The sequence below is a fragment of the Micavibrio sp. TMED2 genome (genome assembly GCA_002168225.1).
GTDB lineage: Bacteria > Pseudomonadota > Alphaproteobacteria > TMED2 > TMED2 > TMED2.
Window position 1 is genome coordinate 836,193 of sequence record NHBH01000001.1, and the last position, 25,102, is coordinate 861,294.

Annotated in this window: 19 protein-coding genes; 1 reads left to right on the forward strand and 18 read right to left on the reverse strand. The window is 61.0% G+C overall.

Annotated elements, in window-relative coordinates:
* Positions 1-4: 4 nt before the first annotated feature.
* Positions 5-1,144, reverse strand: a complete 1,140-nt coding sequence (locus CBB62_03975; protein ID OUT41504.1) for a hypothetical protein — start codon at positions 1,142-1,144, stop codon at positions 5-7.
* Positions 1,145-1,233: 89 nt separating this feature from the next.
* The gene (locus CBB62_03980; GenBank protein OUT41505.1) at positions 1,234-1,833 is read right to left on the reverse strand and encodes a hypothetical protein; all 600 of its coding nucleotides are present in this window, start codon (positions 1,831-1,833) and stop codon (positions 1,234-1,236) included.
* 330 nt (positions 1,834-2,163) lie between these two features.
* On the opposite strand from CBB62_03980, the gene CBB62_03985 reads away from it, so the two are divergent.
* Positions 2,164-3,381, forward strand: a complete 1,218-nt coding sequence (locus CBB62_03985) for a hypothetical protein (GenBank protein OUT41506.1) — start codon at positions 2,164-2,166, stop codon at positions 3,379-3,381.
* Positions 3,382-3,396: 15 nt separating this feature from the next.
* On the opposite strand, the gene CBB62_03990 is transcribed toward CBB62_03985, so the two are convergent.
* From CBB62_03990 to CBB62_04065, 16 genes are all read right to left on the reverse strand, one after another.
* Entirely contained in the window at positions 3,397-5,520 is a 2,124-nt protein-coding gene (locus CBB62_03990) for a DNA ligase (NAD(+)) LigA (protein OUT41507.1), read from the reverse strand.
* 31 nt (positions 5,521-5,551) lie between these two features.
* Entirely contained in the window at positions 5,552-7,222 is a 1,671-nt protein-coding gene (locus tag CBB62_03995) for a DNA repair protein RecN (protein ID OUT41508.1), read from the reverse strand.
* A 64-nt stretch (positions 7,223-7,286) separates the two neighbouring features.
* A complete protein-coding gene (locus CBB62_04000) occupies positions 7,287-8,135 on the reverse strand; it encodes an outer membrane protein assembly factor BamD (protein OUT41509.1) in 849 nt (282 codons plus the stop codon).
* Between the two features lie 154 nt (positions 8,136-8,289).
* Positions 8,290-9,306, reverse strand: a complete 1,017-nt coding sequence (locus tag CBB62_04005) for a UDP-3-O-[3-hydroxymyristoyl] N-acetylglucosamine deacetylase (protein OUT41510.1) — start codon at positions 9,304-9,306, stop codon at positions 8,290-8,292.
* 327 nt (positions 9,307-9,633) lie between these two features.
* A complete protein-coding gene (locus CBB62_04010) occupies positions 9,634-11,484 on the reverse strand; it encodes a cell division protein FtsZ (GenBank protein OUT41511.1) in 1,851 nt (616 codons plus the stop codon).
* A gap of 218 nt (positions 11,485-11,702) precedes the next feature.
* Positions 11,703-12,974, reverse strand: a complete 1,272-nt coding sequence (locus CBB62_04015; GenBank protein OUT41512.1) for a cell division protein FtsA — start codon at positions 12,972-12,974, stop codon at positions 11,703-11,705.
* 29 nt (positions 12,975-13,003) lie between these two features.
* Entirely contained in the window at positions 13,004-13,915 is a 912-nt protein-coding gene (locus tag CBB62_04020; GenBank protein OUT41513.1) for a hypothetical protein, read from the reverse strand.
* Positions 13,882-14,814 (reverse strand): D-alanine--D-alanine ligase, encoded by a 933-nt coding sequence (locus CBB62_04025; GenBank protein OUT41514.1) that lies wholly within the window; start codon positions 14,812-14,814, stop codon positions 13,882-13,884. Before CBB62_04025 ends, CBB62_04020 begins: the two co-directional genes overlap by 34 nt.
* Positions 14,811-15,752 carry a UDP-N-acetylenolpyruvoylglucosamine reductase gene (locus tag CBB62_04030; protein OUT41515.1) on the reverse strand — a complete coding sequence of 314 codons (942 nt, stop codon included), beginning with the start codon at positions 15,750-15,752 and terminating at the stop codon, positions 14,811-14,813. The genes CBB62_04025 and CBB62_04030 overlap by 4 nt, the downstream gene beginning before the upstream one ends.
* On the reverse strand, positions 15,749-17,194 hold the full coding sequence (locus CBB62_04035; protein ID OUT41516.1) for a UDP-N-acetylmuramate--L-alanine ligase: 1,446 nt from the start codon (positions 17,192-17,194) through the stop codon (positions 15,749-15,751). Before CBB62_04035 ends, CBB62_04030 begins: the two co-directional genes overlap by 4 nt.
* Positions 17,191-18,375, reverse strand: coding sequence for an undecaprenyldiphospho-muramoylpentapeptide beta-N-acetylglucosaminyltransferase (locus tag CBB62_04040; protein OUT41517.1), 1,185 nt, complete (start codon positions 18,373-18,375; stop codon positions 17,191-17,193). The genes CBB62_04035 and CBB62_04040 overlap by 4 nt, the downstream gene beginning before the upstream one ends.
* Positions 18,372-19,577, reverse strand: a complete 1,206-nt coding sequence (locus tag CBB62_04045) for a cell division protein FtsW (protein OUT42635.1) — start codon at positions 19,575-19,577, stop codon at positions 18,372-18,374. The genes CBB62_04040 and CBB62_04045 overlap by 4 nt, the downstream gene beginning before the upstream one ends.
* A gap of 11 nt (positions 19,578-19,588) precedes the next feature.
* Positions 19,589-21,016 carry a UDP-N-acetylmuramoyl-L-alanine--D-glutamate ligase gene (locus CBB62_04050; protein ID OUT42636.1) on the reverse strand — a complete coding sequence of 476 codons (1,428 nt, stop codon included), beginning with the start codon at positions 21,014-21,016 and terminating at the stop codon, positions 19,589-19,591.
* Positions 21,017-21,023: 7 nt separating this feature from the next.
* Positions 21,024-22,109: a phospho-N-acetylmuramoyl-pentapeptide-transferase gene (locus CBB62_04055; GenBank protein ID OUT41518.1), complete on the reverse strand. Its 1,086-nt coding sequence runs from the start codon at positions 22,107-22,109 to the stop codon at positions 21,024-21,026.
* A 28-nt stretch (positions 22,110-22,137) separates the two neighbouring features.
* The gene (locus CBB62_04060; protein ID OUT42637.1) at positions 22,138-23,598 is read right to left on the reverse strand and encodes a UDP-N-acetylmuramoylalanyl-D-glutamyl-2, 6-diaminopimelate--D-alanyl-D-alanine ligase; all 1,461 of its coding nucleotides are present in this window, start codon (positions 23,596-23,598) and stop codon (positions 22,138-22,140) included.
* Positions 23,598-25,100: a UDP-N-acetylmuramoyl-L-alanyl-D-glutamate--2,6-diaminopimelate ligase gene (locus CBB62_04065; GenBank protein OUT41519.1), complete on the reverse strand. Its 1,503-nt coding sequence runs from the start codon at positions 25,098-25,100 to the stop codon at positions 23,598-23,600. The genes CBB62_04060 and CBB62_04065 overlap by 1 nt, the downstream gene beginning before the upstream one ends.
* Positions 25,101-25,102: the final 2 nt, after the last annotated feature.

Here is a 25,102-nt window from a genome sequence, read left to right on the forward strand (position 1 = left end):
AGACTTACAGACCGGCGCGGCGTAGGGGCGGTGCCGGTTTTGTGCCCGGTGCCGGTTTGGCGTCATTGGTGGGGACAAGTGCCTGCCGCGCCTGTGCCGCGAGTGTTTCAATCCGCGGCTGGGCGGCATCCACCGCCTTGGCGATCGGGTTGCGGCGCAGGTTTAGCCGGGCCAGCGTCAGGCTGGATGCCTCATACCGGTCGGCGGGGACAAGCGCGGCAACCGCCTCGACATAATCGCGGGCCAGTTCATAAACCGCCGGGTCGGGCGTGCTCTCCCCGATGCCGCTGACCGTGGCGAGGGCTGTCTCGGCGGAGAAGGTGTCGCCGGGCATGATCGCCCGGTTGAGGCTGGCAAGGCTCTCCATATTGTCGGCGGTAAAGCTGATCTCCGGCAGGTCCTGCATCAGCGCCTGTGCCCCGGCCTGCCCAGGTTTCTGCCATGCTTCCAGCTCCTGATGTCTGGCAAGGCGGCCAACCACCGTGCGGAAACCGCGGGTGGTCAGATGCTCGGTATCGCCGTGATGGATGGCGGCGATGCTGCGCAGATGCGCGAGCCGCCGCATGGTTTCGATCGCATCCGCTGCCGGCAGCTCATGGATCAGGCCGAGGCTGCCACGAATATCGGCAAAGGTCTCGCTCTGCAGTGCCTTCAGTGCGGTTGTCGTTGCCGTATGCCGTGATGGGCGCTTACTCAGCATTTTCGGCAGGCTGTGCTCAATCGCATGGCCGGTTTCGTGATGGAAAGTATACACCCCATAGGCGTGGTCGAGTGCCTCGAATGCCTGCATGTCCGGGCGTGCCCAGTGTTGTTCGCGGTAATCGCTCACCTGCCGCTCGACCCGATCCGCCCATGTCAGCGGGTAACAGACCGGATTGATGATATTCGCGGCGAGGCGCTTATCCCGGAGGCCGGGTACGCCATAATAATGGGGGACGCCCTCACGGATATGCCGATGCGTGCCGCTCCAGACCCGCTGCATGGCGCGGCCATCGAGGCCCTCATCCTTCAGCCGCGTGCTGATCCAGCGGTTTGCTGCCTCGAATGCGCCCTTGCGGGTCGGGTTGATGATATGCGTGGTCGGCTTCAGGGCAGGAAACTCCCTGAAGAAATCGGCAATCATCTGGTCGAGCGGCTTGGTCATTATGGTTGCTGGTGCTACCGCACCCACTGCATATCGTCAATCAACAGGACGACAGGCTAGACCGCTTTCAGGAAAGAATAACCGGTTAATCAGAATTCCCGGACCAGAACACCGGCCACATCGGGCATCGGCAGGCCGGTAATCGCCGAGACCTGCTGGGCGTATTTATTGCGCAGATGGGTCATGTCGAGGCGACGCTGGCTGTCTAGACGGCGGATCAGTTCCTTCTGGTCCTCGGACAACCGGCGATGGCGCTTGGCCTCGACGAAGGGGAACAGCACGGTCTGGTCGACCGATACGGTCTGGGTATCAAACTGCTGGCGCAGTGGCTCCAGCTTTTGCTTCTCGACGCCGGTGATGATCGAGAGGTCGTGGAGATAGGCGAGCGAGATGCGGTTGAAGCTGTCGGACAGCGCGGCATCGATCTTGACCAGTTCTTCCAGCTGGAAATCATAGAGCTTGGCCCCGGTCAGGGTCTGGATCGAGGCGACCAGACGGCTTGGCGTGCTGTAGATTTCTTCATTCAGTTTCTCGCCGGTCGGATCCTTGTCCGAGACGATGCGCGCGCGTTCGCCGATTGCGCTTCCGGTATCCGGTTCGCAGGCTGCCAGAAACGGCATGGCGATGAGCAGCCCGAACAGGATAGGCAGGCGGCAGATGGCAGTGAGGGGGCGCGTGTCTTGGGTCATGCGTATTCCAGCAGCGATCATGAGAACTGTTGCCATACGATACCGGACCAGTTCAGCAACACACCAGCGCGGACAAGTATGGCAAATCAAGAGCACTGGAAAATCAGGCTGTTATTGAAATTGACGGCACGGAACGCGGTCTGATGGATAGGGAAACTGCGCGAATTTGGCTGAAACCGATAAACGATTCGCCGGAGATGGGGAGAGTGGTTTGGGAACCTTTGGCTGCTGAGGCGGTTGTGCAGATGCATGAGATATTACGGCTGACATCACCCGTATGCCCCATTCGCCCTGACAACCATGTCCCCGGCAAAAAGGAAATCCCCCCACATGTCTATTCAAGGAACCACCTCCGCTGACCTGATTACCAATACCGTTATTGGCACGGCTGATACGATCTATGGCTATGCCGGGGCGGATACCCTCATCGGTAGTAACGATACCCTCTATGGTGGGGCTGATGGCGACGTGTTGGTTGGCTATGGCGCAGCGCTGGTATTGGGTGAGGATGGCGATGACACGCTGCAGGGCGGTCCCGGATCAGATGAGATGCTGTTTGGCGGTACGGGTGCCGATGTCTTCCTGTTCACCCCGACCTCGGGTTCGCTCGATACAATCGGTGACTTTGAAGTTGGCATTGACCGGATTGATGTTTCCAATCTCGGCATTACCGATCTCAGCCAACTGGTCATCAGCACCAGCGGTGCCAATGCGGTTACCATCATGGCCAATGATGCGCAGGCGCTGACAGTGAATGGCGCAAGCGTGGCGACGCTGAGTGCCGGTGACTTCATCTTCAGTGGGGATGCCTCTGCAACTGCCACCATTGCCTTTGTGCCCGGTTTGGTCGGTACAACGCCGGGTCCTGTGCCATTGCCCGGTGTCATACTTGGCACGGCTGGCAACGACATGATCGAAGGGACGGTTGGGGATGATCAGATTCTTGCTGATGCCGGTGAGGATCTGGTTACTGCTTTTGCCGGTAATGACACAATTTTCGGTGGCAGCGGGCTGGATACCATCTATGGCGGCAGCGGTACCGATGTGATCTATGGCAACCAGAATCAGGACCAGCTGTTCGGTAATGATGACAATGACACGCTCTATGGTGGCCAGCAGGATGATACGGTTCTGGGGCAGGACGGCGATGACGTTCTCTACGGCAACATGTCCACTGACGTTATCAATGGCGGCAATGGTGCCGATACCCTGTTCGGTGGGCAGGCAACCGACTACCTCTCCGGTGGTGCCGGTGATGATGTGCTGTTCGGCAATGTCGGCTCTGATGTGCTGTCCGGTGACATTGGCAATGACCTGCTGATCGGTGGCAATGGGCCGGATCAGTTCGTTTTCGGTCTCGGCTTCGGTGCGGATACGATCTCCGATTTCAGCAATCCTGACAGCCTGTCACTCATGAACCTGACGCTGGATACAGCCGTTGCGACAGAGATTAATGGCAGTCTGGTGCTCGACTTCGGTGGTGGCGACAGCCTGACCTTGATTGGTGTCACATCAATCGATGCCGTTTCTTCGGCTGTGATTGCCTGAGCCTGCCAATAACCGCTAACCGCTGGCCAAGGCCTGCCAATCGGCTTCGCTCAATACCGTGACGCCGAGATCGCGGGCCTTGGTCAGTTTTGATCCGGCATCGGCACCGGCGACCACGTAATCGGTTTTCTTGGAGACCGAGCCTGCCACCTTGGCTCCCAGCTTCTCCGCCTGCACCTTGGCTTCTGCCCGTGACATGGTTTCGAGCGTGCCGGTAAATACCACGGTCTTGCCGGAAACGGCGGAGCTGTCATCGACCTCCAGCGTAAATTCCTGCACCTGCAGTTCGGCCAGCAGGGCGTCGAGCAGTTGCTCGTTCTGTTCCTCGGCGAAAAATCCGATCAGGTCATCGGCCATGGATTGACCGATCTTGTCGATATTGATCAGGTCGTTATAGGCATCGCTCTCGCGGTCCTGTGCCTCGATCATCGCCTGTCGCAAGGCATCGAAGCGACCGAAATGCCGGGCCAGCAGCCGGGATGTGGTCTGGCCAATCTGGCGAATGCCGAGGGCATAGATAAACCGGTCCAGCTCGATATTCCGGCGCTCATCAATGGCATCGAACAGCTTGGTGGCCGAGGTGGCGCCCCAGCCTTCCTTGTTGCGCAGTGGCGTCAGGCTCTGGCTGTCCTTATCCCGTAGCTTGAAGATGTCGACCGGGCTGCGCACCAGTTCATCGTCCCAGAACTGCTGGACGATCTTGGCACCAAAACCCTCGATATCGAAGGCATCACGGCTGACGAAGTGGCGGATGCGCTCAACCGCCTGTGCCGCACAGATCAGGCCGCCGGTGCAGCGGCGTACGACCTCACTGGCCTCACGAATGGCATGGCTGCCGCAGATCGGGCAGGTATCGGGAAAGACGAATGGCTGGCTGTCAGCCGGGCGCTTCTCCGGGATCGCATGCAGTACCTGCGGGATGACATCCCCGGCACGCTGGATCACCACCGTATCGCCGACCCGCACATCCTTGCGCTCAATCTCGTCCTCATTATGCAGGGTGGCACGGGACACCACGACCCCGCCGACGGTGACCGGCTGCAGATGGGCGACCGGTGTCAGGGCGCCGGTGCGCCCCACCTGAATATCGATCTTTTCCAATATGGTCTGGGCCTGTTCGGCAGGCAGCTTGTGGGCGATGGCCCAGCGCGGTGCGCGGCTGACAAAGCCCATGCGGTCCTGATAATCAAGGCTGTCCAGCTTGTAGACAATGCCGTCAATGTCGAAGGGCAGGCCGGGCCGTTCCGCCTGCACATGTTCGTAGAAGGCCATCAGCTCCGTAACCGTGCGGCAGAGCCGTTCGGGCCGGTTCAGCGGAAAGCCCCAGCCCGCAATCCGTTCGCGGGCACCGGTCTGGGTGCCGAACAACTCCTTTGCCGGTTCGCTGATCACGCCCCAGCCATAGCCGAAGAAGCGGAGTTTGCGCTCGGCGGTGATTTTCGGGTCAAGCTGGCGCAGAGATCCGGCAGCGGCATTGCGCGGATTGGCAAAGGGCGGCTCACCGGCCTCTTCCCGGCGCTGGTTGAGGGCCAGAAACTCGCTGCGGTCCATATAGACCTCGCCGCGGATTTCCAGAATATCCGGGTAATCGCCCTGCAGCGTCTTGGGAATATAGGCATCATCAATGGTGCGGACATTGGCGGTAATATCCTCTCCCTCCTGCCCATCACCACGGGTGGCAGCCTGTACCAGCTTGCCCTGCTCATAGCGCAGGGAGCAGGAGAGGCCGTCGATCTTGACCTCCGCCAGTACCGGCACCTCGGCATCCTCGGGCAGGTCAAAGAACCGGCGCACGGTTTTGAGGAAGTCGGCCACATCCTCTTCGCTGAAGGCATTGGCCAGCGACAGCATGGAGACCTGATGCCGGACCTTTTTGAAGCCGGAAGCCGGTTTTGCCCCGACGCTGCGTGACGGGCTGTCCGCCCGGACCAGCAGCGGGAATGCCTGTTCGATCGCCTCGTTCCGACGACGCAGCAGATCGTAATCGGCGTCGCTGATGGTCGGCGCATCCTCCTGATGATAGGCGCGGTCATGCTCCGCAATGGTCTTGGCCAATGCTTCAAGCGCCGCTGCCGCTTCATCGGCGGTCAGGTTGTCAGTGCTGAAATCCTTAGTTGGATCAACGACATCATGTTTCATAATTGTCGGACAGTCGGTTCAGTGTGGTGTGTTATGTAGGACTGACAAGCAGCTTTTCAGCGGCGGCGCGGGCTTCATCGGAAATCTCGGCGCCGGACAGCATCCGGGCAATCTCCTCCCGCCGTGCCTTGTCGTCAAGCCGGGTGATGGCGGTGGCGGGCAGGCCGTCGGCGGCTTCCGATTTGGCGATCTGCCAGTGATGACCGGCGCGCGCGGCAACCTGCGGTGAGTGGGTGACCACCAGAACCTGTACATCCTGACCGAGCCGGGCAAGCCGTTCGCCTACCGCATCGGCCACCGCCCCGCCGATACCGGCATCAACCTCGTCGAACACCAGTGTCGGCACGGCATTGACCCGGCGCAGCGCCACCTTCAGCGCCAGCATGAAGCGGGCAAGCTCACCGCCCGAGGCAATTTTGTCGATCGGCCCCGGTGTCTGGCCGGGGTTGGTGGCGACGGTAAAGCGGACGCGTTCGGTGCCGGTAGAGGTCCAGTTGTCTTCTTCCAGCCGGGTCAGGTTGGTGACAAAGACCGCGCGGCCCAGCTTCAGCGGCGTTAGCTCGGTCATTACGGCCTGATCGAGGCTCTCCGCCGCATGTTCCCGGCCCTCGCGCAGGATCGCTGCGGCGTCGATATAGGCCTGCCGGGCAGCGGTCGAGGCGCGGGCGGCCTTGTCCAGATGGGCGCTCTGGTCGTCGATCATCGACAGTTTCTCGGCAAAACCGTTGCGCAGGGCGGCGAGATCATCCGGCGAGACATTGTGCTTGCGCGCCAGTTGGCGGAGCGAAAACAGCCGGTCCTCGATTTCCTCAAGCCCGCGCGGGTCATGGTCAAGTTCTGCCAGCACAGTCTCCAGAATGGCGACGGCTTCATCGAGTTCCGACTGTGCCCGGTCGAGCGGCTCCAGTATCCTGTCATAGGCATCGCCCATCTTGTCGGCGATGCGCTCAAGGGTGCGTCGGCCCGATGACAGCAGCCTGACGCCACCCTGTTCGCCGCCGAGTTCGCTGGCGGCGGTAGCAAGGGCCGACATCACCTTCTCGCGGTGCATGAGCTGGGTGCGGCGCGCGGCGAGGGCATCCTCTTCACCGGCTTCCGGGTTCAGCTCATCCAGCTCGCCAAGGGCATGGCGGAGATAGTCTTCCTCGGCGCGGGCGCGGTCGATCTCCTCGGCGAGGCTCTGGCGGGCTTTTTCGGCCTGTTGCCAGTTATCCCAGGCGTCGGCAACCGCCTTGCGGGTATCAAGCAGGCCGCCGAAGCTGTCGAGCAGCTGGGCATGGGCAGCGGTATCGAGCAGCCCCTGTGTCTCGAACTGGCCGTGTATCTCGACCAGATGCGCGCCGATATCCTTCAGGGTACCGATACTGACCGGCTGGTCGTTGACGAAGGCGCGGCTGCGCCCGTCACGGGTGATGACCCGGCGCAGGATCAGATCCTCGCCAGTGTCGATTTCAAGCTCGCTGAGGGATTGCTGCAGACCGGGCAGGGCCGAGGCATCAATAACCGCGCTGACCGATGCCTGTGCCTCTCCTGCGCGGATCAGACCGGCATTGGCGCGGGCACCGAGGGCGAGGCCAAGGGCATCAAGCAGGATCGACTTGCCCGCCCCGGTCTCCCCGGTCAGCGCGCAGAGGCCACCCGCCAACTCGATGGTCAGCTTGTCGATCAGAACGATATTCTGAATGGTCAGGGAGACGAGCATTGCGGCGTCGCGGGTTCGGGGAAACTGTCCCGGAATTATAGCGGTATTTGTCCGGCGGGGCCGATCAAAATGCGTTGGCGACCTTGTCCATCATACGGGCCATCCAGCCCTTCTCCGGGCGAACCGGCTCATAGCCTTCCTCGGCGAGCAATGCGTAGCTGTCCTCATACCAGTCGCTGCCCGGGAAATTGTAGCCAAGTACGGCGGCAGCGGCCTGCGCCTCGGGAACAACGCCCAAAGCCAGGTATGATTCGGTCAGGCGGTGCAGCGCTTCGGGCACGTGGCTGGTGGTCTGGAACTCATCGACCACCCGGCGATAGCGATTGATCGCAGCCTGATATTGGCCACGCTTCTGGTAATAGCGACCGATGCTCATTTCCTTGCCGGCGAGGTGATCCTCGGTCAGCTCGAATTTCAAGCGGGCATCGCGGGCGTATTTGCTCTCCGGGAAGCGGGTGAACACCTGACGTAGGCCGTCCATGGCTTGCTGAGTCACGGCCTGATCACGCTTAACATCGGTGATCTGTTCGTAATAGGACAGCGCGCGCAGGTAATAGGCATAGGCGATATCCTTATGCCCCGGCTGCAGCTGGATAAAGCGCTCCAGCGCCAGGATCGCCTGATCGTAGTCGAGGTCCTGATAATAGGCGTAACCGGCCATCAGCTGGGCGCGTGTCGCCCATTCGGAATAGGGGTGCTGGCGTTCCACCTCGTCGAATTGCTGTGCGGCTTCCTGATAGCGTCCGGAATCGAGCGCATTGGCGGCGGTGTTGTAGATTTCCTCGGCCGGGCGCTCGACATAGGCGACGCCCTCGTCATCACTCGAACAGGCGGCCAGAGACAGGACAAGAGCCAGACCCAGCAGTATGGGACGAAAACGGTTGCCGGAACAGGAGCCGATAGGGGCAGTCATGATGCGCGTACTCTTCACAGGAATATAGCGTTGCCGCGCATTCTAAGCGTTTTGATGCCCGGCGCAATGCGCGAGATCACCACACGGCAATATATGATTATCGGCTATCGTCCGAAGGCCACGCCTGACCCTTAAATCAGTGCCTGAGCGGCAATCAGGCGATGCGGGCAACCTGTGACTGACCCTGCCAACCGGCTAGGTCGGCACTGGCGGCATCAAGGCCGAGATCGACGGTGCTGGTTTTGATCCAGGCGGTCGGATCGGCGAACATGGCGTGCAGCAGGTTGTTGTTCATGGCGTGACCGGCCTTGAACCCTTCATAGCGGCCAATGATCGGCGCGCCGGCAAGGTAGAGGTCGCCAACGGCATCCAGAACCTTGTGACGGACCAACTCGTCGGTGTAGCGCAGGCCGCCCTTGTTCATGATCTTGTCGCCGCTGATGACGACAGCATTTTCGAGCGAGCCACCGCGGGCGAGGCCCATGGCGCGCAGCTTGTCCACATCCTCAAGGAAGCCGAAGGTGCGGGCGCGGCTGATAAAGCGCTTGAACGCGCTGGCGTCGAGGTCGAGCTCATAGGTCTGCTGGACGTCAAGGCGCGGTGCAAAATCGATCTCGAAGCTGAACTGGCAGCCATCGGCTGGCAGCAGACGGGCAATTTTGTCGCCATCGACGAATTCGATCGGCTTCAGAACCTTGATAACGTCGCGCGGGGTGTCGAGAACCTCGATACCGGCGCAGTCGATGAGGAAGACGAATGGTTCGGCGCTGCCATCCATGATCGGCACTTCCGGGCCATCAAGCTCGATGGTCAGGTTGTCGATACCGCAACCGCGCAGGGCGGCCATGACGTGCTCAACGGTGCTGACGGAAACGCCGGCATCATTGGTGACAACGGTGCAGAGCTGGGTGTCGGTGACCGCGTCCCAGATAGCCGGGACGACATTGTCACGATCGGTGACATCGGTACGGATGAAGCGGATACCGCTATTGGCGGGGGCAGGCAGGAACCGCAGGGCGGTCTTCTTGCCGGAATGGACCCCGACACCAGTGCAGTGAATGCTGGTTTTCAGGGTGCGTTGAAGAACGGCTTCGACGGTATCGTTTGCGTAATGCACTAGACTGGCTCCATCGGCTTTGTTGCTGCCAACAATCTTCCAAGATGTTCTCATCTTCGGTTGTTTCCTGCGGATCAGCTGCGTGCTGCCTTGTAGGGGGGCTTGTAAGCTGTGGCGCTTCGCTGGGCCTGATCCGTAACCGGTTGGAAAATTGCCTTTATTCAGTTTTGGTGTTCAGTTCGGTTTCTTGACGATCACCGATTTAGCAAGTGCAGCACAAGGGAACAAATCAACGTTTGTTACCAAATGTAACATGTTGAAAAACCTGTGAATGGTTGTGCCATTGCCTATTCGCAGCCGCACAGAAAAACACCCCGGTCTGGCAACCGGGGTGTTTCAGTGGGTTCAGGCTTCTGCATCAGATGCAGTCTGGCCCGTTGATTAGTTCGCCTGGCGGCGCAAAAATGCTGGAATATCAAGCATTTCCTCGTCCGTCTCTGCGCTTTCGGCAGGTGAGGTCGGGGCGATATTCAGGCTCGGCTGGGCAACTGCAGCTGCCGTGCGACCGGCTGGTGCGCTGCGTACCGGACGGGATGCAGGGGCCTGTTGTGGCCGCTCACCGGCACCGCGGCTCAGTGATGGAGAACCACCAGCTGTGCGTTTATTGGATGCCGCCGTTGCATTTTCGTCATGGTTTTCAGCGTGGTTAGCGCTGTCTGAGTCGAAACCGACGAGGCCGGTTACGCGGTCCAGCAGAGAGCGGCGACGGGTCTTTTCCTCACCCCGGCCACCATTGGCGAGTGCCGCAGCGGCAAACGGGTCTGGCTTGGCCTCACGGGCGATTTCCGGCTTGTAGCCGGGATCGATCGGGGCTGGTGGAATAAAGGCATCGTCGCGGCGTTGTGGCAGCGGGCGTTGCTCTGCTGCAGGCTGTGCCTGTGGTGCAGGGCGGGCAGTTGGCTGTTGTGGTGCAGCCTGTTGTGGTGCCATGGCCGGACGTGGCTGCATGACCGGGCGGGCAGCCGGTGCGCGGGCTGCCGGACGCTCCGGTTGTGGCGCTGGCATACCGAGCAGATCATGTACCGGTGCCTCAGCAGCAGTCAAATCCTCAAGATCAACCTGCTCCGGCTCGATATAGACTTCCTCGTCCTCAAGTTCCGGCTCCATGTCAAAAGCGGCAGGGGCGCTGGCAGCGATCTCTTCTTCCTCGATCACCGGCTCCTGTTCCGGCTCAGGCATTGGCTCTGGTTCAGCCATAACGACCGGCTTGCTGGCGACCGCTTCGGTGCGGCGCTCCGGCAGTGGAACCGGTTGCTGGCCTTCGGCAGCGTCGATACCGGTGGCGACAACGGAAACCCGCATGACGCCTTCCATGTGCTCATCGAAGGTGGAACCGAAGATGATGTTGGCGTCCGGATCAACTTCCTGACGGATACGGTTGGCAGCTTCATCGACCTCGAACAGGGTCATGTCCATGCCACCGGTGATGTTGATCAGGATACCGCGGGCACCCTGCATTGAGGTATCTTCGAGCAGCGGGTTGGAGATCGCGGCTTCGGCGGCTTCGGTAGCACGACGCTCGCCGGAGGCTTCGCCGGTACCCATCATCGCCTTGCCCATCTCCTGCATCACGGTCTTGATATCCGCGAAGTCGAGGTTGATCAGGCCCGGCATGACCATCAGGTCGGTAACACCGCGAACACCGGCATGCAGGACGTCATCCGCCATCTTGAACGCATCGGCGAAGGTGGTTTTCTCATTCGCAACGCGGAACAGGTTCTGGTTTGGAATGATGATCAGCGTATCGACATAGGCCTGCAGTTCCTTGATGCCCGCCTCGGCGGTGCGCATGCGGTGTGCGCCTTCGAACTGGAATGGCTTGGTAACAACGCCGACCGTCAGGATACCGGCCTCGCGGCAGGCCTTGGCGATCACCGGACCGGCACCGGTGCCGGTGCCACCGCCCATACCGGCGGTGATGAACACCATGTTCGCACCTTCGAGGTGCTCCATGATCTCGGGCATTGCTTCTTCAGCAGCGGCTTCACCGACTTCCGGGCGGGAGCCTGCGCCGAGGCCCTTGGTGGTGGTTGGGCCAAGCTGGACTTTGATCTCGGCATCATTGCCCTGAAGGGCCTGTGCGTCCGTGTTGCCAACGAGGAAGTTCACGCCTTCCAGGTTGGAGTGGATCATGTTGTTGACGGCGTTGCCGCCCGCACCACCAACGCCGATGACGAAAATCTTGGGCGTCAGTTGCGCGCCGTTATCGTCAGGTACTGCTACATTGATCATAAAAGCCTCCGCTTGGCTGCTGCGGGTTTAAGTTGTCTGGCTGCGACCATGCTCATCATGGTGGCAAGTATATATGGTCGGATGGATTACAGTCATGTCTGGCCATGTCTCTGGAATCACAGACCGAATCCTGTCCAACCTACCGATGCCCGCCCGCGCGGGGCATGGGAAAACCACAGGTTTTGTAAGGCTGTGGGATTGCTGCATCGGTTGCCGGGTCATAAGTTTTCCCGCAACCAATGGCTAACGCGTTGATACCATGTCGTTTCCGGCTCTACGGCCGTCATTTCCGGTACCGTTTCAATCCGGTGCTCAAGGCCGTAATGGAGCAACCCGGCAGCCGTGGCGAAGCCCGGACCAGTGGTTGCAGGAGCCAAACCGAGCAGTCGATTCGGGCGACCGAGGCGTACCTGTTTGTCGAGCATGGTGCTGGCCAGCTCACGGATACCGGTGATCTGGCTGGAACCGCCGGTAAGGACCACACGGCGACCGCCAAACCGGTCAGCGCCGGAGCGTTCAAGGCGCACACGCACCAGTTCGAATATCTCTTCCAGCCGTGGCCGCATCATGCCGACGACAAGCGAGCGTGAGACCTGCTCCTGACCTGAGAGCTCGTCATCATCGCCGAGGCGCGGCACGTCGATCAGTTCCTCATCATCGCCGATCGCGGGCAGGGCGCTGCCATGCAGGGTCTTGATCCGCTCGGCATGGCCGACAGCGGTGCCGAGGCCTTGCGCCAGATCATTGGTGATATGCAGGCCGCCAACCGGCAGGCAATCGGTATGGACCGTGCTCATATCCTCGAACACGGCAATGTCCGTGGTCCCGCCGCCGATATCGATCAGGGTGACGCCGAGGCGCATTTCATCCTCGGTCAGGCTGGCAAAACCTGCGGCATAGGCACCGAGGCAGAAGGCATCGACATTGAGTTGCGAGCGTTCGATACAGGCGGTCAGGTTGCGCATCGGGCCGGTGGCACCGCTGACCAGATGGATATGGACACCGAGCAGCTTGCCATACATGCCGAGCGGGTCTTCGATACCGCGCTGACCGTCGAGCGCATAGCCGACCGGCATGGCATGAACCAGTTCCTGATCGTCGCCGAGGTCAACCGCGCGGGCCTGACCGATGGCACGGTAGATTTCGGCCTCGGTGACCTGATCACCGGCAATGGCAATATCCACCTCGGCGCGGTGCGACTTCGCATGGGGGCCGGACAGGTTGACCAGCACGTTGTCGATGGCGAGACCGGCCATACGCTCGGCCTGATGCACCGCGTGACCGATCGCGATGGCGGCGGCTTCCATATCGACGACCGCACCAGCTTTCACGCCCGCTGAGGCATGGTGTCCGATGCCGATGATGCGCAGATGGCCTGCTTCCTCAACCCGCGCGATAAAGCAGCAGATTTTGGTCGAGCCTACATCGAGGGCGGTAATGATACTGCCTGCCGGACGCCGACGGTTTTGTCTGATACTGGAAAACCCCATGGTTTTAAGCTTTCTGCCTGCCTGATTTTCTAAATGCCTTCCTGCGGGTTGATCGCCTCGGCCACTTCAGCCGAAGGCGTTTCGACAACCAGTCGGTCATCAACACGCAGATCAATACTGACGATGTCCTGGGTCAGGAGATCGTGGTCGTTATTTACTCGCATCAGCCGGGTCAATGCACCTGCTGGATCGTCTTCCGGCAACCGGACCACAACTTCGTTGTCGAGTGTGATATCCCAGCGTCTATCGGCGATCCAGGCAGCGGCTACCATCCGCTCCGCAATCTCCGGCGCGCTGGCCAGTACGCCGAACAGGTCACGGGTTTTTTTGGCCGCGCCGGTACCGGCAAGCAGTGGCAGATGGCGGTAGTCGCGCACATCGGCGGTGTCGAGCACATTGCCATCGGCATCGATCAGCGAAATCTCGCCCTGCCGCTGCCAGAGGGCAGCCGGGGTGCGCTCAACCAGCCGGATCTGGATCAGGTCCGGCAGTTCGCGCCGGACGGTAACCGCACCAACCCAGCTCAGGCGTTCAAGCTGCGAACGAGCCTCATCCGGATCAAAACCGAGGATCGGGTCGCCGGGGCGGACATTCAGGATCGCGAGGATGGTCTCGCTCGATACCTCACTGCGCCCGACAACCCGGACATCAGCTACGGCAAAACCCATATCGGCGGTCCAGTTCAGCACCGTATGCGTGACGGCATTCTGGGTGCGTGCGGCCCAGCCGCTGGCAACTGCCCAGTATCCGGCTCCGGCAACAGCGCCGAGCACGGGCAGGCAGAAGGCGGTAATGGTCAGCGGACGACGCCAGCGGGCGATCTGGCCGCGATACCAGTTGCCCAGATTCTGTTTCCAGATGGATGCTTGCTTGCCGTCACCCTGTTTCGCTTTGGATTTGGTCTTGGCTACACGCGGCATAGGGCATCCTCCAATATCCATTCGCACAGCTCACCGAACGGGATGCCGATATGATCGGCCTGTTCCGGGACGAGGCTGACAGGGGTAAAACCGGGCTGGGTATTGATCTCGAGGAAGATCAGCCCCTCGGTGCCGGGCTTGGTATCATCCCAGCGGAAATCGGTCCGGCTGATCCCGCGGCAATCGAGGGCGCGGTGGATTGCCAGCGCGTGTTCCATGGCGGCGGTCTCGATCTCTTTCGGGATTTGGGCCGGGATCACGTGTGTTGCTTTGCCCGCGGTATATTTCGCCAGATAGTCGAAGAAGCCTTCCTCGTGGAAAATCTCGGTCACGGTAAGGGCGCGGTCACCCATCACACCGACGGTCAGTTCATGACCGGGGATGAACTTCTCGACCAGATACATGGTGTCATCATCGCCATGCGCCAGTTTGAGGTCGTTCTGTCCCGGCTTGATGATCGACACGCCGACGCTTGACCCTTCGGCTGCCGGTTTGATGACGTAAGGTGCCTCGAGTGTGATCTCACCGGCCATGATCTCGGCCTTGGTCAGCACCTGTGCTTCCGCCACATTGAGACCGGCGGCAGAGGCGATGCGCTTGCTGTCAGGCTTCTTCATGGCGATGGCCGAGGCGGCAATACCGGAATGGGTATAGGGAATGTCTAGCATTTCCAATACGCCCTGAATAACGCCATCCTCGCCGCCCTGACCGTGGAGCGCGTTGAAGGCAACATCGGGTTTCGGCGTCAGATCGGCGAGCAGCTTTTCGAGATCACGGGTCACATCGACACGGCGCACCTTATGGCCACGTGCCTCAAGTGCATCGGCAATCGCCTTGCCGCTGACCAGCGATACTTCACGTTCGGCAGACCAGCCACCGAGCAAGACAACGATATCCTTGTTTTGCGGCATAGATTTCATGCGCTTTCTCCTGACCGGATCGGATTGCCGATCCGTTTGATTTCCCAGCGGAGCTCAATCCCTGATGTTTCCCTGACCCGGCGACGAACTTCCTCGCCCAGCGCCTCGATATCGGCAGCCGTGGCGTCGCCCGTATTGATCAGGAAGTTGCAGTGCTGTTCGGATACCTGTGCCCCGCCGACCTTGAGACCGCGGCACCCGGCCTGATCGACCAGTTGCCATGCCTTGTGCCCATCCGGGTTGGCGAAGGTGGAGCCGCCGGTACGGGACTTGATCGGCTGGGTCTGTGCACGTGCCGACTGAATTTCACTGATCCGGGCGGCGATGGCGTCCTTGTCACCCGCCGTGGCACGGAACCAAGCGCGGGTGTAAATCCAGTCCGCCGGGGCATCGCTGTGACGATAGGCAAGGCCAAGCTCGGCTGCCGGTACGCGGATGATCTCGCCAGTGCGGGTTACGGCCTCGACCTCGATCAGGTGATCTTTCGTCTCGCCGCCATAGGCACCGGCATTCATCCGCAGGGCACCGCCGATGGTGCCGGGAATGCCAGCCAGAAACTCAAGGCCGGTCAGCCCGGCGTCACGGCTGGTCAGCGCCACATTGAGGTCAAGGGCACCGGCACCGGCCTCGACCACATCGCCGTCGACGGTGATGTTGGCAAAACCGCCACCGAGCCGGATTGCCGCGCCGTCAATGCCGCCATCGCGCACCAGCAGGTTCGAGGCGACACCGATCACGGTAACCGGGACTTCCGAGGGCACGGCGCGGATGAAGGCGGCGAGATCATCGGTATCCGCCGGGCGGAACAGCAACTCGGCTGGACCGCCGACCCGGAACCAGGTCATCGCACCGATCGGGGCATCATATTTAACCCGACCGCGCAGTTCCGGCAGGGTATCGCGCCAATCCGCCTGTTGTGTTTGTTGGGCTGCCATCATGAGGCACTCCCCTGAGCGTTCGGCTCATCAAACAGGGTTTCGAGCTGGCTTGGCAGATCATTGGCCCATGCAGTGATATTACCGGCACCGAGGCAGACCACGAGATCACCCGGCTTGGCCATCCCGGCAATCACCTGCGGCAGGGCGGCGGCATCTTTAAGCGGTTGCACATCGCGGTGACCGTGCATGCGCAGGCCCTCGACCATGCTGTTCTTGTCAGCGCCCTTGATCGGGTCTTCACCGGCGGCATAGACGTCGGCGACGATCACCGCATCGGCATCGTTGAAGCAGGTGCAGAATTCCTCGAACAGATCGGCGAGGCGGGTATAGCGGTGCGGCTGCACCACGGCGATGACATTGCCAGCGCCGACCGCCTGACGCGCTGCTTTCAGTACGGCGGCGATTTCGACCGGATGATGGCCGTAATCATCGATTACGCGAATGCCGTTGACGATTCCGGTGGTGGTAAAGCGGCGCTTGACCCCGCCAAAGCCGGTAAAGGCCTTGCGGATCGCATTGGCGTCGATCCCCATCTCATGGGCAATGGTAACGGCGGCGAGGGCATTCTGGACGTTATGGTCGCCATACATCGGCAGGAACAGGTCGCGGATTTCGCCTTCCTCACCGTCACGACCGGCGCGCTCGCTGATCTGGACAGTAAAACGGGTGCCATTGGCATCACTGCGCAGATCAATGCCGCGAATATCGGCCTGTGGCGAGAAGCCATAGGTGACAACCCAGCGGTCAGCCACGCGCGGGATCATCGCCTGCACTTCCGGGTGGTCGATACAGACGGCGGCAAAACCATAGAAGGGCAGGTTCAGGATAAACCGGTCAAAGGCATGGCGCAGCGTATCGAAATCGCCGTAGTGATCCATGTGTTCCGGATCAATATTGGTGACAACCGCAGCGGTGGCGGGCAGCCGGATAAAGGTGCCATCGCTCTCATCCGCCTCGACCACCATCCAGTCGCCATCACCAAGCCGGGTATTGGTGCCATAGGCATTGATGATGCCGCCATTGATGACAGTCGGGTCAAGATCGGCTGCTTCCAGGACCGCTGCGACCAGTGATGTGGTCGTGGTCTTGCCATGGGTGCCGCCGATGGCGACCGACCATTTCAGGCGCATCAGCTCGGCCAGCATCTCGGCGCGGCGTACCACGGGCACGCGGGCGCGACGGGCGGCAACCACTTCCGGGTTGTCAGCCTTCACGGCAGAGGAAATGACACAGGCAATGGCATCGCCGAGGTTTTCCGCCCGGTGACCCACATTGATTTCGATGCCCAGATTGCGCAGCCGTTTGACATTGGCGCTGTCGGCAATATCCGACCCCTGAACCGTGTAGCCGAGGTTGTGCAGGACTTCGGCAATACCGGACATACCGATACCGCCGATACCGACGAAGTGCAGGGCACCTATATTGGATGGAATAGCTCTCATGATGCCATCTCCATTAGTGCCTGATCAGGTTGATCCTTTGACGGCTTTGCGGCGGTTTCTTGACTATTTTCCGCAGCACCGATCCCGGCAGTGGCCAGCACCAGATCGGCCAGCCGGTCGGCGGCATCGATACGGGCTGCGGCACGGGCATTGGCTGAAGTTTCGGCCAGCTTCTGCGGATTGGTCAGCAGTGCCTCAAGCCGGGCCGAGAGCGCATCGGCGGTAAAGCCGTCCTGCGGCATCAGCCAGGCGGCACCCTGCTCGACCATCTGGGTCGCGTTCTTGTGCTGGTGGTCGTCCATTGCGTGCGGATAGGGGACCAGAATGGCCGGACGTCCGGCAGCGGTCAGCTCCGATACCGTGGAAGCACCGGCCCTTGCAATGACCAGATGTGCGGCGGCAAGGCGCTGCGGCATATCGGTGAAGAAGGTCTGCAGCTCGACACGCTGGTTGATCTGCGCATAGGCGAAGCGTGCTTCCTCAATATCCGCCGGGCGAGCCTGCTGGGTGATATGCAGGCGGCGGCGCAGATGATCGGGCAGTTTGGCAACCGCTGCGGGCAGAATTTCGCTGAACACGGTGGCACCCTGACTGCCGCCGATCACCAGCACCTCCAGCGGGTCATCCTCGCCCGGTGCGGTATATGGCTCGTCGTGCAGGCTGGCGATATTGGCGCGTACCGGATTGCCGGTCTGGGTCAGCGCTGCCGCATCTTTCGGCAACAGTTCCAGACGCGGGAAGGCAGTGGCGATGGCCTTGGCCTTGCTGGCAAACATGCGGTTGACCCGACCGAGGACAGCATTCTGTTCATGCAGCATGACAGACCGGCCCTGATGCAGGGCGGCCAGAACCGTTGGCATGGATGGATAACCGCCGAAGCCGACGATGATCGCCGGATCGGTCTTCATCAGCATGGCATGGGCCTGTGCATAGCCGAGGCCCATTTTCACTACCATGCGGAGCAACCCTTTGAGGCCCGGCTTGCGCCCGGCGGCCTGAACATGGCGGACCTCGATCGCGGCCAGATTATCACCGAAATTGAGGCCGCGACGGTCGGTGACCATGATCACGCGATAGCCACGTTTGATAAGGGTTTCGGCCAGCGCCTGAGCCGGGAACAGGTGTCCCCCAGTGCCACCGGCGGCCAGCATGATCGGTTGTTGCTGCACATTCCTGCTCATGAGCGCACCTCCGAACGGTCGGTGGTGGCTGCATCCCAGTCGCTGTCATTTGGCTGGAACCGGATGTTCAGCGGGATGGCCCGTTTGGTGCGGGTCAGGGCCAGCATGAAGCCCATGGCGATACCGAGGCTGATGAGCGAGGAACCGCCATAGCTGATGAATGGCAGGGTCATACCCTTGGTCGGCATCAGGTGCAGGGCAGAACCCATATGGATCAGCGCCTGCATACCGAACTGGGTCAGGATGCCGGAGGTGGCCAGCAGCACGAACAGGTCGGGCTGTTTGCTGGCCCGGTAGAAGCCGCGCATGACGATGAAGGCGAAAACCATCAGCAACAGCATGCAGGCGATCAGCCCCATTTCCTCGCCAAGTACGGAGAAGGCGAAATCGGCATGGGCATCGGGCAACTGATGCTTGACCTCGCCTTGCGCCGGGCCGGTACCGAACCAGCTGCCGTGACGGAAGGCGGCGAGGGAGCGCTCGACCTGAAAGGTGTCGCCGCTCGACGGATCAAGGAACCGGTCAACCCGGCTCTGCACATGCGGGAAGGTGAAATAGGCACCGACAAGGCCGCCAAGCCCGAGCACGCCGAGGCAGACAACCAGCAGAATCGGCAGTCCGGCGAGGAAGAACTGCACGCCGAAAATGCTCATCAGCACAAAGGTCTGGCCGAGATCTGGCTGAACCAGCAGCAGGGAGGCCACCACAACACAGATGCCCATGGCCACAATATTGCCCGGGAAGCCCTCGCCCTTCTGCTGCATCGAAAACATCCAGGCGACCACGATGGCAAAGGCCGGCTTCATGAATTCGGATGCCTGCAGCGAGAACCCGGCAATCCGTACCCAGCGGGTTGCACCCTTGATCGCATCACCGGTGAAGGGGGTGATGATCAGCATGGCGAGCGCGCCGAAAAACAGCAGCAGCCCGGCGCGTCGAACTCCGCGCGGGCTGAGGAAGGACAGGCCGATCATGATCGCCATGGTCGGCAGCAGCAGGATCAGGTGGCGCTTCAGGAAATGGGTGCTGGCAAGGCCGATGCGCTCGGCAACCGCCGGGCTGGCGGCGGCAATCACCAGAACCCCGAACAGGGCGAGGCCGATCAGGGCGCTCAGCAGCCAGCGGTCGATGGTCAACCACCACATGGAGAGCTGTGAATTGACCGGCTGCCGGTTGGACGGGATGCCGTGGGTGTGGCTCATGCTGGTGGCGCTCATTGCTGGGCCTCCATCATTTGCTGGCGGGTGCGGATGACACTGGTCACCGTCGCGGCAAAGACATCGCCGCGATGCTCGAAGCTGTCGAACTGGTCAAAACTGGCACAGGCCGGGGACAACAGAACTACGCTTTCCTTGCGCTCATTTACGGCCAGCGCGGTCGCCTCGGCCACGGCCTTGTCCATGGTCTTGCAGATGGTGTAGGCGCATTTGCCCTCACACCATGCACCGAAATCATTGGCGGCATCGCCGATCAGATAGGCATGGCGTACCCGGTCCATAAGGCCCTCAAGCCCGCTCAATCCGCCATCCTTGGCCTTGCCACCGGCAATCCAGAAAATACGCGGGTATGAGCCGAGCGCCTTGGACGCGGCATCGGCATTGGTCGCCTTGCTGTCATTGACGAAGCTGATCCGCTTGTAGCGCGCAACGATCTGCTGGCGATGGGCCAGACCGGGAAAACTGGCGAGACCGGTTGCGATTGTTTCGGCATCAAGGCCGAGGCGCTTGCAGCAGGCATAGGCCGCAGCGGCATTCTGCCAGTTGTGTCGACCGGGCAGGGTTTCGATCGGCATCAGGTCGCAGACCGCCTCATCCAGCCCGTCAATATCGTCATACAACACGCCGTTGAGCACATAGACACCGCCCTCGACCCGGCCTTCGCTGCTGATGCGGGTAACCCGCCAGTGTCCGGCTTTCTCAAGCTCGCTGGCGATGGTGACGGTCGGTGCGCTGTCGATGCCGATCACCGCATCCTGCGGCATGGCACCGCGACGGAAGATGCGTTTCTTGGCGGCGATATAGCCCTCCATATCGCCATGCCGGTCGAGATGGTCCGGGGTGACATTGAGCAGGCAGGCAATCGAAAACACGGCGTTACGGGTCAGGTCGAGCTGATACGAGGACAGCTCGAGCACCACCGGATCGCGCGGTTCGGGCAGGTTGAAATCGAGCACCGGCATACCGATATTGCCGCCGACTTGTACGTGCTTTCCAGCCTCGGCCTGCTGGTTCAGGATATGACCGATCAGGGCGGTTGTGGTGGATTTGCCGTTGGTACCGGTGATGCCCACATGGCGTGCCGCCGGTTGGGCGCGGTACAGAAGCTCAATATCGCCGATCACCTCGGTATTCGCGGCCTCTGCCTTCACTACCACCGGATGCGGCGCCGGGTGGGTCAGCGGAATGCCGGGGGCGAGGATCAGGCTCTCTACCTCGGTAAAATCGGTTTCGAGCAGATCGCGGATATTGGCACCGAGTGCCTCTGCCTCGGCCCGCCGGTCGGCATTGTCATCCCAGGCAATAACATCGCTGCCGCCGCGTTTCAGCGCCCGGATGGTGGCGAGGCCGGAACGCGCAAGCCCCATCACGGCGACGGGGCGGTTGCTGCTGATGGCGATATGGTTGTCTGGTGCTGTTGTCATCATTCGATCACCGCAGCTTCAGGGTCGAGAGGCCGATCAAGGCCAGAATGGTGGCAATGATCCAGAACCGGATAACGATGGTTGGCTCGTGCCAGCCCTTCTTCTCGAAATGGTGGTGCAGCGGGGCCATGCGGAATACCCGCTTGCCGGTCAGCTTGAACGAGGCGACCTGCACGATCACGGAGACGGTTTCGAGCACGAACAGTCCGCCGATGATCGCCAGTACCAGCTCATGCTTGGTGATCACGGCGATGGAACCGAGCGCGCCGCCAATGGCGAGTGAGCCGGTATCGCCCATGAACACCATGGCTGGTGGTGCGTTGAACCAGAGGAAGCCGAGACCGGCACCGATCAGCGCGCCGCAGAAGATCGCCAGTTCGCCGACGCCGGGAACGTGGTGGATCTGCAGATAGTCGGCAAACAGCGCGTTACCAGTGAGATAGGCGATCAGGCCGAAGCACATGGCGGCGATGATCGCCGGGACGATGGCTAGGCCGTCGAGGCCGTCGGTCAGGTTGACGGCGTTGGACGATCCGACAATCACGAACATGGCAAAGGGCACGAACAGGATGCCGAGATTGAGCAGGAAGTCCTTGACGAATGGAATGGCCAGACCGGTATCGAGCGGCGCTTCGGTAACCATGGTGAAGATCAGCGCGGCAATGAAGGCTATGGAGAACTGACCGAGCAGCTTGACCTTGCCGGGCATGCCCTTGGTGTTGCGCTTGGTCAGTTTCAGATAGTCATCGACGAAGCCGAGCATGCCGTAACCGATGGTCACGCCGAGCACGACCCAGGCATAGATATTGGTCAGATCAACCCAAAGCAGGGTGGAGACCGCAATCCCGAGCAGGATCATGGTCCCGCCCATGGTGGGGGTGCCTTTTTTGACAAAATGGGTTTCCGGGCCGTCCTCGCGGATCGGCTGGCCTTCGCCCTGTTTCGAGCGCAGCCAGCGGATAATCGCCGGTCCGAAAACAAAGCTGATCACGAGTGCGGTCATAATCGCGCCACCGGTCCGGAAAGTCAGATACCGAAACAGGTTGGCTAATGGAATATCACCCGCAAAAGGCGTGATCAGGTTGTATAGCATGGCGTCTCTGGGTCTCCTTTAGACACCATCAAGCATCATTGACGGCAATTGCCGTCGAGGTGTGGAACATCGGCTGTTCATCCGACATGGCGGTCAGTTCTTCGACTACAGCCTTCATCCGGCTGCCGAACGAGCCTTTGACCAGCACCACATCGCCACTCATCACGTCATTGGCAACGAGCGGGGCGAGGGTTGCACTGTCAGGCGCATAATGGCCGCGCATATGGGGTGGCAGTGCCTCATAGAGGTGGTGCATCAGCGGGCCGCAGCAATGGACGGTCTCGATCCCGGCGCGTTTCAGGTCGCGGGCGAGGCCAGCATGAGCCGCTGGACCGGTATCACCCAGTTCCAGCATGTCGCCGAGCACGGCCATGCGGCGACCGCCGGGCTGTGGATCGGTGCGGTCCAGAACATTGATCGCGGCACGGACCGCGATCGGGCTGGCGTTGTAGCTCTCGTCGATCAGGGTGAAGGCGCCGAACGGGGTGGCGACGCGGCTGCGTGATCCACGGCCCTTGATCGGCTTCAGATAGCTGAGTGCCCGTGCCGCGGTCGGCAGGTCGGCACCGGCAGCAGAGGCGGCCAGCAGCACCGCGAGGCTGTTCATGACAAGGTGCATGCCCGGCACGGACAGGCTGTAGATCAGGCGTTCGCCATTGACCACGGCGGATACCGCGCTGGAGGTGGCATGGGACTGGGCATCAACGACATAGGCGTCGCAGCTGCGGTCAGAGCCGAAGGTCAGGATGTTTTTGATGCCGCGGGTTTTGGCATGGGCCAGAAGGCGGGCGTAATGCTGGTTATCGGCATTGATGATGGCAGTACCGTTCGGGCCGAGACCGGCAAAGATTTCGGCCTTGGCATCGGCGATGCCCTCTTCATTCTCGAAATATTCGATATGCACATCATGGACGTTGGTGATGATGGCGATATCCGGCTGGACCATCTTCGACAGCGGCTCGATCTCGCCCGCATGATTCATACCCAGCTCGAAGACATTGTAGAAGGTGTCTTCCGGCATCCGGGTCAGGCTGAGCGGTGCGCCGATGTGGTTGTTCAGGTTGCCTTCATTGGCATAGGCCGGTGCCTGTGCGCCGAGGCAGAGGCGCAGCGCCTCCTTGGTACCGGTTTTGCCAACGGAACCGGTCAGCGCAATCATCTTCCCCTGATTGCGGTGGCGTGAGATGTGGGCAAGGTCCTCAAGCGCCTGATAGGTGTCCTCGACAACCACCAGCGGCCAGTCTTCAGGCACATCATCCGGGATATGGCTGACGATGGCAGCGGATGCGCCCTTGACGAAGGCATCGGCAACGAAGTCGTGACCGTCGAAATTCTCGCCATCGAGGGCGATGAACAGGTCGCCACGCTTGGTTGTGCGACTGTCGATGGAAACGCCGGTGGCTTCCCAATAGATTTCACAGATGCCGCGAACAGCCTGTGCTACTTCGTTGGACGTCCAGAGGACGACTGGTCTTGGCGCTTTGCGCATCATTGTCTTTGCTCCCCGGCCAGTTCTTGGGCGGTTGTTGTGTCGTTGAAAGGTAGAATCTCGTCTCCGATCTTTTGTCCGGTCTCGTGACCCTTTCCGGCAATAACCAGAATGTCCCCTGCCGAAAGATCGCGAATCGCTGTTGCGATTGCCGCACGCCGGTCGCCGATTTCCGTTGCATTTCTGCACTTTTCGAGGATTTCGCGGCGAATTGTTGCCGGGTCCTCACCGCGTGGATTGTCGTCGGTGACAAAAACCCGGTCTGCGAGCCGTTCGGCAATCTCGCCCATCACCGGACGCTTGCCCTTGTCCCGGTCGCCGCCACAGCCGAACACCACAACCAGCCGGTTTTCGGTGTGCGGGCGAAGCGCTTTCAGCACGGCCTCGAGGGCATCGGGCTTATGGGCATAATCGACAAAGATCGGGGCGCCGCTCGTATGGGTCGCCACATGGTCCATACGACCGGGCGCGCCCTTGAGTTTGGTGCAGGCATCCAGTGCCGCCGCGATCCGCACGCTCGGATCGAGCGCCATGGCCATGCCGAGGGCGCACAGGACGTTATGGGCTTGAAACGCGCCAACTAGCGGTACGGAAATGGTCCGCTCGGTGCCATTGATCGACAGGTCCAGCTCGATGCTGGTGGTGTGCGGCGTTGCTTTCAGGAGTTTCAGGTTGCGGGCGGCAAAGCCGTAATCAACCACGCTGATGCCGCGCTTGGCAGCAATCTCGCGCAAGGCCGGGGCATAGCTGCTGTCGGCATTGATAACCGCGGTGCCGTCCTTGGCCAGAAGGTCACTGAACAGGCGTGCCTTGGCAGCGAAATATTCCGCCTCATCGGCGTGGTAGTCGAGATGGTCGCGGCCCAGATTGGTGAAGCCCGCCGCCTGAATCTGCACGCCGTCGAGGCGATACTGGTCGAGGCCGTGGCTCGATGCTTCCATCGCGCAGTAATCGATACCGGCATCGGCGACCTCAGCCAGCAGCTTGTGCAAATCTTCCGGTGCCGGGGTGGTCAGTGCCTCGGTTTCCGGGAATCCGTCAGCGCGCAGGCCGAGCGTGCCGAGGCTGCCGCTTTTGTGTCCGAACAGGCTGAGCAGCTGCTGGGTGAACAGCGCGGTTGAAGTCTTGCCGCTGGTGCCGGTAACGGCAGCCATGTGTTTCGGTTGGCGGCCATAGAAGGCGGCGGTGGCCAGCGCCAGAACCCGGCGTGGCTGGTCGGTTTCCAGACGGGTGACACGCTGGTCGAGGCTGGGCCAGTCGGTGCCGGTCGGGGCAAGAATGGTGCTGGCGCCTTTTTCGGCGGCCTGGGTGATAAAGTTGCGGCCATCGGTCAGGGTGCCCGGAATGGCACAAAAAAGCGCGCCGGGGGTTACCCGGCGGCTGTCACTTGTGACGCTCTCGATGGTAATTCTTCCGGTGGTGTTTTCGGGCAAACTATCCCCGCTTTCCACAGAAAAATCCTGACCGTCGATACGACGTATGTAATCCACAATTGCTGTCATCA